This is a genomic window from Herbiconiux liangxiaofengii, assembly GCF_041927335.1.
GTDB classification, from domain to species: domain Bacteria; phylum Actinomycetota; class Actinomycetes; order Actinomycetales; family Microbacteriaceae; genus Herbiconiux; species Herbiconiux liangxiaofengii.
On sequence record NZ_JBHFHD010000001.1, the window covers coordinates 1 to 11,905 of the forward strand.

Sequence of the window (11,905 nt, forward strand, 5' to 3'; positions counted from 1 at the left end):
AACAGCGAATCAGCCCGCCGAGCAGCACTCCCGGCCTGGCTCCATGAATACAATCACCACAGGCCCCACACCGCCATCGGAGCACAACCACCCATCAGCAGATTGATCAACCTCCCTGGGCAGTACAGCTAGCGGGGCCAGTTCGGGCGGAACTGCACGCTGATGCGCGGGCCCACGGCCTGTTTGGTCTTGAGGATGGCGTGCTCGTGGGTGCGCTGGCAGCTGCCACCCATGACGATCAGGTCGCCGTGGCCCACCGGGAAGCGCAACGTCTCGGCCGCCTGGCGGCCCTCGGGGTTCTTGGGCCGCACCGAGAGGGTGCGGGCGGCACCCACCGACACGATGGCCACCATGGTGTCGCGGTCGATGGTGCGGCCCACGCGGTCTCCGTGCCAGGCGACGCTGTCGTCTCCGGTGCGGTAGAAGCACAGGCCCGCGGTCTCGAACACCTGGCCCGCCGGGCGGCCGTAGTGCTCGTTCAGGGCATCCTGAGCCCGGGTGAGCACCAGATCGGGGTACACCGAGCCCACTCCGAACCGCGACACCAGCCGCGGAACGTCGACCACCCGGTCGTACATCTCGCGCCGGTCGGCGTGCCAGGGCACATCGAGCGCGAGCCGCTCGAACAGGGCGTCGGAGTTCGTGACCCAGCCCGGCCTGAGGTCGACCCACGCGCCGTCTCCCAGCATCGTGCGCTCGACGGATGAGCCCAGCGGCTCGAGCCCGGGGTCGGCCTCGAGGTCGTCGAAGAGCGAGGTCTGGAAGTCGATGTTCATGTCCTCACCCTAACCACATTCGAACAGATGTTCGAACGTTTTTTCGACCTAAGCTGGAGGCCATGACGTCCGGCTCCTTCCCCGAGATCCGCCCGCGCCGACTGCGCGGCACCCCTGCACTGCGGCGGCTGGTGGCCGAGACCCGCATCCACCCCGCCCAGCTCGTGCTGCCGCTGTTCGTGCGCGACGACGTCGACGCTCCCGTGCCCCTCACCTCGATGCCCGGCGTCGTCCAGCACACCTTCGACAGCCTGCGCGGCGCGATCGTCGAGGCGGCCGAGGCCGGCATCGGCGGAGTGATGCTGTTCGGCGTGCCCGCCGACGCCGACAAAGACGCCGACGGCAGCGCCGCCACCGATCCCGACGGCGTGCTCAACGCCGCCACCCGCATCGCCGCCGAGGAGGCGGGCGACGCCCTCGTGGTGCAGACCGACCTCTGCCTCGACGAGTTCACCGACCACGGCCACTGCGGGGTGCTGGATGCGCGGGGTGCCGTCGACAACGACGCCACCCTCATCCGGTATCGCGACATGGCCCTCGAGCAGGCCCGCGCGGGCAGCCAGCTGCTCGGCCTCTCGGGCATGATGGACGGCCAGGTGGCCGCGGTGCGCGAGGCCCTCGACGGCGAGGGGTTCCAGGAGGTCGCCATCCTGGCGTACGCCGCGAAGTACGCCTCGGCGTTCTACGGCCCCTTCCGCGAGGCCGTCGGGTCGACCCTGCGCGGCGACCGCAAGACCTATCAGCTCGACCCCGCCAATCGTCGCGAGGGCCTGCGCGAAGCCGTCATCGACGTGCAGGAGGGCGCCGACATCGTGATGGTGAAGCCGGCCATGAGCTACCTCGACCTGCTCGCCGACGTCTCGGCCGCGGTGCCCGTGCCCACCTGGGCGTACCAGGTGTCGGGGGAGTACGCGATGATCGAGGCGGCGGCCGCGAACGGCTGGATCGACCGCGACCGGGCCATCCTCGAGTCGCTCACCAGCATCCGCCGGGCCGGCGCCGACGCCGTGCTCACCTACTGGGCGGTCGAGGTCGCCCGAACCCTGAAGGGCCTGTGATGACCAGCAACGCTCGCGAGTTCGCCCGAGCCCAGCGCTCCATCCCGGGCGGCGTCAACTCGCCGGTGCGCGCGTTCCGCTCGGTGGGCGGAACCCCTCGCTTCATGACCTCGGCCGCCGGCCCGTACATCACCGACTCCGAGGGTCGCGAGTACGTCGACCTGGTGTGCTCGTGGGGGCCGGCCATCCTCGGCCACGCCCATCCCGAGGTGGTGGCGGCGGTTCAGGATGTTGCGGCGCGGGGTCTGTCGTTCGGAGCCACCACTCCCGCCGAGACCGACCTCGCCGAGCTCGTGCGTGCCCGGGTGACCGCCGGAGGCGTGGCGCCGATCGAACGGCTGCGCCTGGTGTCGACCGGCACCGAGGCCACCATGACGGCCATCCGTCTCGCCCGCGGATTCACGGGCCGCGACGTGCTGATCAAGTTCGCCGGCCACTACCACGGCCACTCCGACCCGCTGCTCGCCGAGGCCGGCTCGGGGCTCGCCACGCTCGCGCTGCCCGCCTCGGCCGGGGTGCCGGCGGCCACGGCGGCCCTCACGATGGTGCTGCCCTACAACGACCTCGACGCGGTTCGCCAGGCCTTCGCCGAGCACGGCGGAGACATCGCGGCGGTGATCGTGGAGTCGGCGCCCGCCAACATGGGCGTGGTGCCGCCGGCTCCGGGGTTCAACGCGGCCCTCGCCGGAATCGCGCACGAGCACGGCGCGCTGCTGATCGCCGACGAGGTGCTCACCGGGTTCCGCGTGGGCCCCGCGGGCTGGTGGGGGCTCGAGAACGCGCCGGACGTGCACGGCGACGTGGCGCATCCGTATGTTCCCGACCTCGTCACCTTCGGCAAGGTGGTGGGCGGCGGCATGCCCCTCGCCGCGCTCGGCGGGCGGGCCGACGTGATGGAGCAGCTCGCGCCCCTCGGCCCGGTGTACCAGGCGGGCACGCTCTCGGGCAATCCCGTGGCGGTGGCCGCCGGGCTCGCCACGCTGCGCCTCGCCGACGCCGCGGTGTACGCGAAGCTCGACGAGGTGTCGCACACCATCTCGGCCGCGGTGTCGTCGGCGCTGAAGGATGCCGGTGTCGCGCACAGCCTGCAACGCGCCGGCAACCTGTTCAGCTTCACGTTCGGTTCCGAGGTGGCGCCGCGCGACTACGCCGATGTGCAGCGCCAGGAGGCGTTCCGCTACGCGCCCTTCTTCCACAGCCTGCTCGACGCCGGGGTCTCGCTGCCGCCCTCGGTGTACGAGGCGTGGTTCGTCTCGGCCGCGCACGACGACGCGGCGATCGCGCGCATCCTCGAGGCGCTGCCGGCGGCCGCCAGGGCTGCTGCGGCCGCCAGCCCGGTCTGATCGCGCGATGACCGTCGTGCCCGCGGAGCCGTCGGTGACCGTCGTGCCGTCCCTGACCGTCCCCGAAGCGACAATTTCTCGAATCGTTATGCTTCTCTGGGAATCCGCCCTCCCGCTCCCCAGCCCCGCCACGGCAGGATAGACACATGGCCGTCCTCTTCGTCCACACCGATCGTCTCGAGATCCGCCTCACCCGCGCCGAGAAGATTCTGTCGTTCCGCCGCACCGACATCGTGGTGCCGTTGGAGAGCATCCGCTCGGCCGCGCTCACCGACGACCCGTGGGTGTGGGTGCGCGGCATCCGGGCGCCCGGTGCGGCCGTGCCGCTCACCCTGGCGGTGGGCACCTGGAAGTTCCACGACGGCAAGGACTTCCTGCTCGTGAAGGGCACCCGCACCTCGGTGGTGATCGACCTCGAGGGCCAGGAGTTCTCGCGCATCATCGTCACCACCGCGCACTCCATCAAGCTGCTGCGGGCCCTGCGCCTGCCGCCACTCGAGGGCACCACCGAGATCATCGACTGACCCTCACCCCGGTTCCGTCACTTTCGGCCCTTCCCGGCGCTTTTTGGGGCGGAAAGTGACGGATCTGGTTTGCCGGGGGCTAGGGGAGCACGACGGTGCGGCCGCGCACCCGGCCCTCAAGGATGCGCTCGGCCGTGGCCAGGGCGTCGTCGAGGGCGATGGTGGTCGTGAGCGAGTCGAGCAGGCCGAGGTCGAGCTCGGCGGCCAGAGCGGCCCAGGCGCGTTCGCGCAGGGCCCGGGGGGCCTCCACCGAGTTGGCGCCGGTGAGCGTCACCGAGCGCAGGATGAACGGCAGCACCGTCGTGGGCAGGTCGGAGCCCTGCGCCAGCCCGCAGGCCACCACCGTTCCGCCGTAACGGGTCTGGGCGAGCACGTTCGCGAGCGTGGCGCCGCCGGCACTGTCGACCGCGCCGGCCCAGGTGGCCTTCTGCAGCGGGCCGCCCACCTCGTCGCCGAGGGCGCCCCGGTCGACCACCCGCGACGCCCCGAGGCCGCGGAGGTAGTCGCCCTCGGTGTCGGCGCGTCCGCTCGAGGCCACCACGGAGTAGCCCCGCCCGGCGAGAAGGGCGACGGCGATGGAGCCGACCCCGCCGGCCGCGCCCGTGACCAGGATCTCGCCGGCATCCGGTTCGACACCCGCGTCGGCCAGCGCCAGCACGGCGAGCATGCTCGTGAAGCCCGCGGTGCCGATGGCGGCGGCCCGGGCGGGTGAGAGCTGTTCCGGCAGGTGCAGCAGTGCATCGGGGCGCACCCGCGCCCGCGTGGCCAGACCGCCGTGGCGGCTCTCGCCGATGCCGTCGCCGTTGAGCAGCACCAGGTCACCGGCCGAGAATCCGGATGCGAGGGACCGCGTCACCCGGCCCACCACGTCGATGCCCGGGATGAGCGGCCAGCGGCGCACGATGCCGGGCCGGCCGGTGAGCGCCATGCCGTCTTTGTAGTTGATGCTCGAGGCGAGCACGTCGAGGTCGACCGGGCCGGCATACTCGGCGGAGGTGCCGGGATCGGCCGCGTCGTCGCCGAAGAACTCCTCGTCGTCGATCTCGAGCAGCCGGGCGGCGGCGCCCTTCTCGGTCACCACGTAGGCGCGGGTCATGATTCCTCCTCGAATCGGATGCGGCAGGTGCCGCGGGCGCCAGGTCAGGAGACGTCGCGCCGCCAGCTGGTGACGAACCCGAGCAGCGTGGCCACGACGGCGATGGCGGCGAGCACGAGCCCGCCCTGCCACCACTCCAGCGCGACGCCGCTGCCCGACATGGCCGTGTAGATGCTCGAGCCCACCAGGGCGTCGCTCGCGGAGCCCGGCAGGAACTGCCCGATCTGCGCCGACCAGTCGGTGATGCCCGCGGCCAGGCGCAGCAGCGGCTCCACGAACTGGGTGAAGGCGAGCACGATCACGATCGAGGCCACCTGGCTGGGAACGAGCGTGCCGAGCCCCACACCGATCGCGGCCCACAGGGCCATCGCCAGCACCGACCGGCCCACGAAGGCCCAGGTGTCGGGGTCGGTGATCAGCGGGTCGATGCCGAACACGGCCAGCACGGCGACGCCCGCGCCCATCGAGCCCAGGAGCGCCAGCACACCGAAGACCGCTCCGGTGAGGGAGAGGGTGAGGGCCTTGGCGCCGAGCACCAGGCCGCGTCGCGGAGTGGCGAGGAACGTGGGCGTGAGCGACTGGAACCGGAACTCGCTCGTCACCGCGAGGGCGCCGAGGAGCACGGGGAAGACGTACCCGATGGAGGTGGCGAAGCTGTAGATGAGCAGCGGAACCTGCGCATCCGGAAGCACCGGCCCGTTCGCGTTGGTGCCGAGCCCGCCGAACAGAGCGCCGAGCCCGCCGGCGCAGACGGCCACGTAGGCCACCATGATGAGCGCGAGCACCCACCACAGCCGGGTGCTGACGAGCTTGGTGAATTCGGAGCGCACGGCCCACGCGAAGCGGGTCACAGCGCGCCCTCCTCGCCCACGAGGGCGAGGAACGACTCCTCGAGCCCGGTGCGCTTCTGCGACAGCCCGGTGAGCGGGAGGCCGGCATCGAAGGCCAGCCGCCCGATCTCGCCGGCCTCGGCGTTGTCGACCAGCACCCCCGAGCGGAGGTTCGACACGGTGTACCCCGCCGCCCGGATGATCTCGGCCAGTCGGTCGCGGTCGTCGGCGTTCACCTGCACCTGCTTCGTGTCGGAGGTGTCGAGGGTGGAGAGCTCACCGCGGTGCACGAGTGTGCCGTGGGTGATGATGATCACCTCGTCGACGGTCTGCTGCACCTCGCTGAGCAGGTGCGAGCTGATCAGGATGGTGCGGCCCTCGGCGGCCATGGCCCGCAGCAGCAGCCGGATCCACTTGATGCCCTCGGGGTCGAGACCGTTGATCGGCTCGTCGAGCACGAGCACCCCCGGGTCGCCGAGCAGGGCGAAGGCGAGGCCGAGGCGCTGCCGCATGCCGAGGGAGTAACCGCCTACGCGACGCTGGCCGTAGCCCGACAGGCCCACCTTCTCGAGGGCGGCATCCGGAGCGGTCTTCGGCAGACCGGCGGCCTGCGCGTACACGGCCAGGTGGTTGCGGGCCGATCGGCCGGGGTGGAAGCTCGCGGCCTCGAGCGAGGCGCCGACGGTGCTGATGGGCGAGGCCAGACGGCCGTAGGGGGTGCCGCCGAACGACGCGGTGCCGCTGGTGGGCCGCACCAGGCCGAGCAGCATGCGGAGCGTGGTGGTCTTGCCCGCGCCGTTCGGGCCGAGGAAACCGGTGACCTGACCCGGCTCGACGGTGAGCGTGAGGTCGGAGACGGCGGTGACGCTCCCGAACGATTTGGTGAGCCCTGAGAACTCGATGGGTACGCCGGTGGGCATGATCTCTGTCCTTCGGTGTGCGGACGATGAACGCTCGTCTAGCGGATTTCCAGCCTAGGGTGGCCGTTGCGGCTTGTCACAGCTTTCCGGGAATCTGGGAGAATCCGTGTGAGGAAAGGACGCTGTGGATGGCCGCACGGGATGCCGACGCGGCTGAACGCGACCTCGAGGACTCCTCGCTCGCCGAGCACATCCGCCGCCGCACGTTCCGCGCCTCGGTGGGGCTGGTGGTCGACAGCCTGTTCTTTCTGTTCGGCACCGTCTCGATCGGCTGGCTGGCCTTCCTCGTCGTCACCGAGTCGTTCGCGCGGGGCTGGCAGCAGCTGTGGTTCCTGCTCGTGTTCTGGCTCGTGGTGGCCTACCTGCTGCTGCCTCGGGTGCACAGCATTCTCACCCTCTTCTACGTGCCCGACTACTTCATCGGCCGCGCCCGCACCCGCGAAGGGCTCCTCGGCGACCCGGTGAACGTGGCGCTGCGCGGCGATGAGGAGCAGATCCACGAGGCGATGGTGCGGGCCGGCTGGCACCGGGCCGACGACATGGGCCTCACCTCGGCCCTCCGCACGGTGCGCGGCACCCTGATGAACCGCAGCTACCCGGGCGCGCCCGTGTCACGGCTCTACCTCTTCGGCGAGGTGCAGAGCTTCACCTACCAGCAGGAGGTGGAGGGCACCCCCTCCAAACGCCACCACGTGCGTTTCTGGCGCTGCCCCGAGGGATGGCTGCTGCCGGGCGGGCACGAGGCCGACTGGCTCGCGGCCGGCACCTACGACCGCAGCATCGGCATCTCGTTCTTCACCCTGCAGGTCACCCACCGCATCGACCGCGACACCGACAAGGAGCGCGACCACATCGTCTCGACGCTCGTCGACGGCAACCCGGATGCCGCGGTGGAACTCATCCGCAACTTCTCCACCGGTTACCACCACGTGAACGGCGGCGGCGACGCGATCGTGACCGACGGCGACCTGCCCGTGGTCGACCTGCGCTCGGTGCCCGTGCCCGCGGCGTCGGCCGACGACGGCCGGCCGCACGCCGAGCAGCCCGTGCGGCCCACCCCGTCGGCGCTGTTCACCGAGTCGCCCATCATGGGCAGCGGCCGGCCGGCGTCGATCTACCTCGGCGTGACCTTGATGGCGCTGCGCGTGCTCTCGGCGTTGGTGGCGGTGATCGTGGTGGGCTTCTCGATCGGCGGCGGGGAGCTCGACTTCCGCACCCTCACCGGGGCGCTGACACCGGCCGACACGGCCTACCTGTCGTCGCTCGTGGCCGCGGTGTTCGTGGCGCTGGCGCTGCTGATCAGCGCGCTGTACTCGGTGCTGGCGTTCCTGATCTACCACGGGCACAACTGGGCGCGCTTCACGGCGATGGGTCTGAGTTCGGTCGCCATCCTGGTGACGGCGGTCGACTTCGTGGGGGGCGGCCCGCAGATCACGCTCGAGACGAACCTCGTGGGGTTGTCGTTCGACGTGCTCGTGCTGCTCGCTCTGTCGGGCACGGATGCGCGGCGGTTCTCGCACCGGCGGGCCGTCGAGCGGCGTGCGGCGCGGGCGCTGCGGCGCGCGGGGCGCTGACGGCTCTCAGGCCCTCATCGCCCAGGCGCGGGCGGGGTTGCCCCTCACGATCCGTCGGGCGACGTCATCGCCGAGCACGTGCTCGACTCGGGGGAGCAGGCTCTGCAGGAGCGCGGCCGGCCCGAACGACCGCGCATCCGACCGGGCATTCGCGACCGTCGTGTCGGCCCCGAGCAGGAGCTGAGCGAGGTGGCCGTGCTCGACCAGGGTGGCGAGGAGGTGCACCAGCCGGCCGGGCTCGATCGGATGCCGCGGCGAGGGCGTGTCGAGACACAGCCAGGCGCCCGATCGCGCGGCCTCGAGGATGCGGGCCGGCTCCGGGTTGCGGCCGAGGTGGCCCAGCACGATGCTCGTCGCGGGCACGGCGGCGGCGAGGAGGACGCCCAGCACGAGCTCGGCCGCCGAACCCTGCTCCAGGTGCACGGCGATCGGCGCACCGGTGGCGTGATGGGCGAGCGCGGCGGCGTGCAGCGCCACGCTCTCATCCGGGCTGATGGCCGCGGAGCCGGTGCCCACCTTGATCAGGCCGCAGGCCCGATGCGTGATGTCGGTGATGAACGAGGCGGCGAGCTCGTCGATGCAGGGCTCCGGTTCGACCCAGCGCGCTCCGTAGACGGGCCTGCGATGGCGCCCGGTGGCGGCTACCACGTGCACTCCGGTGGCTCCGCTGAGGCGTTCGAGGGTGGAGATCCTGCGCGTCAGGCCCTGCGGCGTCCACTGCACGATCGTGCCGCCGCCGGCTGTGGCGAAGGCACGCAGCACGTCGCCGGCGGCCGACTCGTCGTCGAGCTGCTCGCCCGGGAGGGTCGGGGTGGTGAGGAAGAGGTGGTCGTGGGAGTCGACGGCGCCGGCCTCGGCCGGGTCGATGTCACCGCGAACGGTGCGGATGCGCGCGGTCACGGTGCGGCGTCGCCCTCGCGAGCGCCGGGACCGTCGGCGGGTCGTGCGGCGTCGTGTTGCGGTACGAGCCGGAGCGCCGCGAGCACCCGCGGCAGCCCCACGTAGGGCACGAGGTGCACGATGGCCTCGGCGATCTCCTCCCGGGTCATCCCGATCCGGCGCGAGGTCTCCAGATGCCCGAGGAGCTGTGGATCGACCCCGCCGAGGGCGGTCAGCGCGCCGATGATCAGCAGCTGCCGGTCACGCGGGGTCAGTCCCTTGCGTTGATACGTGCCGCCGAAGACGGCGCCGACGATCCACTCGTCGAAGCCGGGGGCGGCGGCAGCGACGGTCGCTCGCCACGCGGCGGTGGTCGCGGCGTCCTGCAGCTCGGCCAGTCGTTCGCGGCCGGCGGCCACGTCGAAGGTGCGATCCATGGGTTCCCTCATCCGGTCGTCGGTTCGATGTGTAACGGGTAGAACGTTACACTCGAATCATGGCGACCGATGCGACCTTCCGATTCGACGGCGGAGCCACCTGGCTCAACCTGCTCGCCACGAGAGGGCGGAGTTTCGGCCCTCATCCCGTCGAACGGCTGCCGACGCCCGAGGCCGGCCGCCGCTGGCTCGCGCTGGTCGGCTTCCCTCCCCGGGAGGCGATGACCTCGAGCGAGCTGGGCGATCTCGTGCGGCTGCGCGAAGCGCTCCGCGAGCTGGCGATGGCGACCGTGGCCGGGAATGAACCGCCACCGGATGCGTCGGCTCACGTGCGCCTCGCCGCCTCGGTTCCCGGGGCGCTCGTCTCCGCATCAGACGGCCCGGCCGAGCGGGGCTTCACGGTGGAGTCCGCGCTCGGGGCCATCGCCATCCAGGCGCTGGTGACCCTGCGGGGGCCCGACCGCGGTCTGTTGAAGGAATGCGCGGAGTCGGATTGCCGGTGGGTGTTCCTCGACACCTCCGGCCGGCGGCACTGGTGTCCGTCACCCGCCTGCGCGAGCCGAGGGCGCGTGCGGGCGCACCGCGCCCGGCAGGCGGCCGCGCCGGCACCGGTCAGGTGAGCAGCTGGGTGCCCTCCGGGAGGTGTCCGCCCGCATAGAGGTCGAGGGCCGAGGCGCGGAACGCGGTGAGCGCCACGCGCTGGGGCCACGGGCCGTAGGAGATGCGGGCGATGCCGAGCTCCTCGTAGCGCTGCGGGGCGAGCGAGCCGGGCACGCCGATCACGCTCACGCGCTGGCGTCCGAGGCCCTCCACGAGGCGCTCCGCGACGGCCTCGTCGATGAGTCCGGGCACGAAGACGCAGGCCGCGCCGGCGTCGAGGTAGGCGCGGCCGCGTTCGATGGCGTCGGCCACCGCCTCGTCGAGCGGGCGTTCGCCGCGCATCAGCAGCGCATCCGTTCTCGCGTTCAGCACGAAGCGCACGCCCTCGGCCTCGGCCGCCTTCACCACCTCGGCCACGTTCTCGACCGACTCGATGTGGGGGCGCATCCGGTCTTCGAGGTTGGCGCCCACGATGCCCACGCCGATGGCACGGCGCACGGTCTCGCCCGGGTCGCCGTAGCCGGCCTCGAGGTCGGCGCTCACGGGCAGCGAGGTGTTGAGGGCGATGCGGCCCACCGTCTCGATCATCAGGTCGACCGGGATGCGCTCGCCGTCTTCGTAGCCGAACATCGCGGCGATGGCGTGGCTGGCTGTGGCGAGGGCCTTCGTCTCGGGCAGGTCGGCGATGACGGTGGCGCTCGCGACATCCCACACGTTCACCATCGTGAGGATCTCGGGGGCGTGGTGCAGGGCCAGCAGGGCATCGGCCCGGTCGTGGATGAGCTCGTGGCTCGGGTGGGCGACGGTGGGGTCGTAGGCGTCGTCGGGCAGCGGAGTCGAGGTCATGCCGCCGAGCCTACGGCGACGCGTGCTCCGCGCACATCACGTCGGCCGGGTGCTCGGCGCACACCACGAGCTGGTGGCGGCACGACGGATCGGCGCAGTTGCGCATCCGCGAGGTCGCCCCGCCGCACACCACGCAGCTGCCGATGGGGTCGCCCGAGTCAGCGCCCCCGAACGTGATCGAGCCGCGCCCGTCGAACACGTACAGCGCGCCCTTCCACAACCCGCGGTCGCCGAACGCCTCGCCGTACTTCACGATGCCGCCCTCGAGCTGGTACACCTCGCCGAAACCCCGCGCGATCATCAGTGACGACAGCACCTCGCACCGGATGCCGCCGGTGCAGTAGGTGACCACCGGCTTGTCCTTCAGGTGGTCGTACTTGCCGCTGTCGAGTTCGGCGACGAAGTCCCTGGTGGTTGCGACATCCGGAACCACCGCCCCCTCGAACCGGCCGATCGCCGCCTCGAAGGCGTTGCGGCCGTCGAAGAACACCACCTCGTCGCCGGTCTGCTTCTTGCCGTCGACCAGCGCGTGCAGCTGCTCGGGCGCGAGCCGGGTGCCGCCTCCCTGCACACCATCGTCTCCGACCCGCAGTTCGCCCGGCGCCCCGAAGCTCACGATCTCGTCGCGCACCTTCACGCTCAACCGCGGGAAGTCGGTGCTCGCGCGGTAGACCGTGTGCCTGGAAGCCGGCCCCGGCTCGAGCCCGGTGCCCTCGCTCCACTTCACCTCGAGCCCGGCGAAGGGCGCGAACTCGCGGGTCTTGCGCACGTAGCGCTTCACGGCGTCGAGCTCGCCGCCGAGGGTTCCGTTGATGCCGTCGGGCGAGAGCAGGATGCGACCCCGAAGCCCCAGAGACTCGCACAGGTCGCGCTGCCAGAGCCGAACGGCCTCCGGATCGGGGATGGGCGCGAAGACGTAGTAGAGGATGATCTTCGGCACGGCCACCCGGCGATTTTAGTGCCGGGGGCTGAGCGCGGGGCGCTCGCGGAGCATCCGCTCTTGTAGAACATCACAGCGCTTC

At 71.6% G+C, this 11,905-nt stretch carries 14 protein-coding genes; 6 read left to right on the plus strand and 8 right to left on the minus strand.

Translation table 11 applies throughout. From position 1 onward, the window contains the following. A partial coding sequence (locus ACEXOR_RS00005) for an integrase core domain-containing protein (protein ID WP_374847459.1) occupies positions 1-132 on the plus strand: 132 nt, incomplete at its 5' end. Here the strand turns inward: ACEXOR_RS00005 and ACEXOR_RS00010 are convergent. Next, the gene (locus ACEXOR_RS00010; protein ID WP_374847279.1) at positions 129-776 is read right to left on the minus strand and encodes an alpha-ketoglutarate-dependent dioxygenase AlkB; all 648 of its coding nucleotides are present in this window, start codon (positions 774-776) and stop codon (positions 129-131) included. The two genes, ACEXOR_RS00005 and ACEXOR_RS00010, sit on opposite strands and share 4 nt — an antisense overlap. Positions 777-838: 62 nt before the next feature. On the opposite strand from ACEXOR_RS00010, the gene hemB reads away from it, so the two are divergent. The 3 genes from hemB (at position 839) to ACEXOR_RS00025 (ending at position 3,701) form a co-directional block, all read left to right on the plus strand. Then, the gene (hemB, locus tag ACEXOR_RS00015) at positions 839-1,834 is read left to right on the plus strand and encodes a porphobilinogen synthase (protein WP_374847280.1); all 996 of its coding nucleotides are present in this window, start codon (positions 839-841) and stop codon (positions 1,832-1,834) included. After that, complete coding sequence (gene hemL, locus ACEXOR_RS00020) at positions 1,834-3,177, plus strand: glutamate-1-semialdehyde 2,1-aminomutase (RefSeq protein ID WP_374847281.1); 1,344 nt, start codon at positions 1,834-1,836, stop codon at positions 3,175-3,177. The genes hemB and hemL overlap by 1 nt, the downstream gene beginning before the upstream one ends. Positions 3,178-3,323: 146 nt before the next feature. Beyond that, the gene (locus tag ACEXOR_RS00025) at positions 3,324-3,701 is read left to right on the plus strand and encodes a hypothetical protein (RefSeq protein WP_374847282.1); all 378 of its coding nucleotides are present in this window, start codon (positions 3,324-3,326) and stop codon (positions 3,699-3,701) included. 79 nt (positions 3,702-3,780) lie between these two features. Here ACEXOR_RS00025 and ACEXOR_RS00030 read toward each other — a convergent pair whose 3' ends face one another. The 3 genes from ACEXOR_RS00030 to ACEXOR_RS00040 are packed head-to-tail and all read right to left on the minus strand — an operon-like array spanning position 3,781 to position 6,547. After that, entirely contained in the window at positions 3,781-4,797 is a 1,017-nt protein-coding gene (locus tag ACEXOR_RS00030) for an MDR family oxidoreductase (protein ID WP_374847283.1), read from the minus strand. 44 nt (positions 4,798-4,841) lie between these two features. After that, positions 4,842-5,648, minus strand: coding sequence for an ABC transporter permease (locus ACEXOR_RS00035; RefSeq protein ID WP_374847285.1), 807 nt, complete (start codon positions 5,646-5,648; stop codon positions 4,842-4,844). Continuing rightward, positions 5,645-6,547, minus strand: coding sequence for an ATP-binding cassette domain-containing protein (locus ACEXOR_RS00040; RefSeq protein ID WP_374847286.1), 903 nt, complete (start codon positions 6,545-6,547; stop codon positions 5,645-5,647). Before ACEXOR_RS00040 ends, ACEXOR_RS00035 begins: the two co-directional genes overlap by 4 nt. Before the next feature lie 128 nt (positions 6,548-6,675). Between ACEXOR_RS00040 and ACEXOR_RS00045 the strand changes: the two genes are divergently transcribed. Beyond that, positions 6,676-8,121, plus strand: a complete 1,446-nt coding sequence (locus tag ACEXOR_RS00045; protein ID WP_374847288.1) for an LssY C-terminal domain-containing protein — start codon at positions 6,676-6,678, stop codon at positions 8,119-8,121. A gap of 6 nt (positions 8,122-8,127) precedes the next feature. On the opposite strand, the gene ACEXOR_RS00050 is transcribed toward ACEXOR_RS00045, so the two are convergent. Both ACEXOR_RS00050 and ACEXOR_RS00055 read right to left on the minus strand, forming a co-directional pair. Then, positions 8,128-9,021: a phosphotriesterase family protein gene (locus tag ACEXOR_RS00050; RefSeq protein WP_374847289.1), complete on the minus strand. Its 894-nt coding sequence runs from the start codon at positions 9,019-9,021 to the stop codon at positions 8,128-8,130. Then, positions 9,018-9,437 carry a carboxymuconolactone decarboxylase family protein gene (locus tag ACEXOR_RS00055; protein ID WP_374847290.1) on the minus strand — a complete coding sequence of 140 codons (420 nt, stop codon included), beginning with the start codon at positions 9,435-9,437 and terminating at the stop codon, positions 9,018-9,020. The genes ACEXOR_RS00050 and ACEXOR_RS00055 overlap by 4 nt, the downstream gene beginning before the upstream one ends. Before the next feature lie 59 nt (positions 9,438-9,496). Here ACEXOR_RS00055 and ACEXOR_RS00060 point away from each other — a divergent pair, with 59 nt between their 5' ends. Then, on the plus strand, positions 9,497-10,057 hold the full coding sequence (locus ACEXOR_RS00060) for a CGNR zinc finger domain-containing protein (protein ID WP_374847291.1): 561 nt from the start codon (positions 9,497-9,499) through the stop codon (positions 10,055-10,057). On the opposite strand, the gene ACEXOR_RS00065 is transcribed toward ACEXOR_RS00060, so the two are convergent. Both ACEXOR_RS00065 and trhO read right to left on the minus strand, forming a co-directional pair. Then, positions 10,050-10,883, minus strand: a complete 834-nt coding sequence (locus tag ACEXOR_RS00065) for an isocitrate lyase/PEP mutase family protein (protein ID WP_374847292.1) — start codon at positions 10,881-10,883, stop codon at positions 10,050-10,052. The genes ACEXOR_RS00060 and ACEXOR_RS00065 overlap by 8 nt on opposite strands. Positions 10,884-10,893: 10 nt before the next feature. Continuing rightward, positions 10,894-11,829 (minus strand): oxygen-dependent tRNA uridine(34) hydroxylase TrhO, encoded by a 936-nt coding sequence (gene trhO, locus ACEXOR_RS00070; RefSeq protein WP_374847293.1) that lies wholly within the window; start codon positions 11,827-11,829, stop codon positions 10,894-10,896. Between the last annotated feature and the right edge of the window lie 76 nt (positions 11,830-11,905).

Coding starts and splice junctions, on each gene's coding strand:
- ACEXOR_RS00010 (WP_374847279.1), bottom strand. CDS start 776: ATGAACATCGACTTCCAGACCTCGCTCTTCGACGACCTCGAGGCCGAC.
- hemB (WP_374847280.1), top strand. CDS start 839: ATGACGTCCGGCTCCTTCCCCGAGATCCGCCCGCGCCGACTGCGCGGC.
- hemL (WP_374847281.1), top strand. CDS start 1,834: ATGACCAGCAACGCTCGCGAGTTCGCCCGAGCCCAGCGCTCCATCCCG.
- ACEXOR_RS00025 (WP_374847282.1), top strand. CDS start 3,324: ATGGCCGTCCTCTTCGTCCACACCGATCGTCTCGAGATCCGCCTCACC.
- ACEXOR_RS00030 (WP_374847283.1), bottom strand. CDS start 4,797: ATGACCCGCGCCTACGTGGTGACCGAGAAGGGCGCCGCCGCCCGGCTG.
- ACEXOR_RS00040 (WP_374847286.1), bottom strand. CDS start 6,547: ATGCCCACCGGCGTACCCATCGAGTTCTCAGGGCTCACCAAATCGTTC.
- ACEXOR_RS00045 (WP_374847288.1), top strand. CDS start 6,676: ATGGCCGCACGGGATGCCGACGCGGCTGAACGCGACCTCGAGGACTCC.
- ACEXOR_RS00055 (WP_374847290.1), bottom strand. CDS start 9,437: ATGGATCGCACCTTCGACGTGGCCGCCGGCCGCGAACGACTGGCCGAG.
- ACEXOR_RS00060 (WP_374847291.1), top strand. CDS start 9,497: ATGGCGACCGATGCGACCTTCCGATTCGACGGCGGAGCCACCTGGCTC.
- ACEXOR_RS00065 (WP_374847292.1), bottom strand. CDS start 10,883: ATGACCTCGACTCCGCTGCCCGACGACGCCTACGACCCCACCGTCGCC.